Below are 702 nucleotides of genomic sequence, written 5' to 3' on the forward strand. Positions count from 1 at the left end.
GTGGGCATCGGCGGGGGTGTCGTCTCCCTCTTCGACCTCACGGAGGAGTCCCCCGTCCCGCTGCCGTCCCCGCAGGCCCCGCCCGGGGAGAAGCTCTGGTACGCCGGCGCCGTCGCACCCGACGCCTCGTTCGTGGCCGGCGGCACCGAGGCCGGGGACCTCCTGGTCTGGCCCCTCGAGGACGGGCGCCCGCAGGAGCCGGAGCAGGCCCCGGCCCTGGACGTCGGGGTCACGGGCGCCGACGTCTCGTCGGACGGCGCCACGATCGCGGCGTGGTCCGAGGTCGGCACCGAGATCGCCCTCCTGCGCCGTGACACCGGGGGAGAGATCCGGCGCGTGGCCACGCTGCCCGTGCCCGGGACGGAGGCGGCGCGGTTCAACGCCTCCGGCACGGTGTTCGCGGCGGCGGACGACGCCAGGCACGTGCAGCTCTGGGACGTCAGCGACCCGGCCGCGCCCCGGCGGGCCGCGGAGCTCACCCTCGACTCGGTCGTCACCTCCGCGGTGTTCTCCCCGGTGGCCGACGTCCTGGCCGTGGGCACCGAGGGCGGCCGGGTGCGCCTCTGGGACGTCGCGGACCCGTCCACTCCCCGTCCCCTCGGCGAGACCTCGGACGCCCTGTCCTCGGTCAAGGGACTGCAGTTCTCCCCGGACGGCGCCCGGCTGGCGGGTGCCTCCGGCGACAAGTTCGTGTGGATCTGG

General features: G+C 76.2%; 1 protein-coding gene. It reads left to right on the forward strand.

Going from position 1 to position 702, the window contains the following annotated elements; translation table 11 throughout:
• Nucleotides 1-702: WD40 repeat domain-containing protein (locus RCG67_RS16885; RefSeq protein WP_368827954.1), on the forward strand; the 702-nt coding region annotated here is incomplete at both ends.

This window comes from Kocuria cellulosilytica, from assembly GCF_040981245.1.
Taxonomy (GTDB): Bacteria; Actinomycetota; Actinomycetes; order Actinomycetales; family Micrococcaceae; genus Kocuria; species Kocuria cellulosilytica.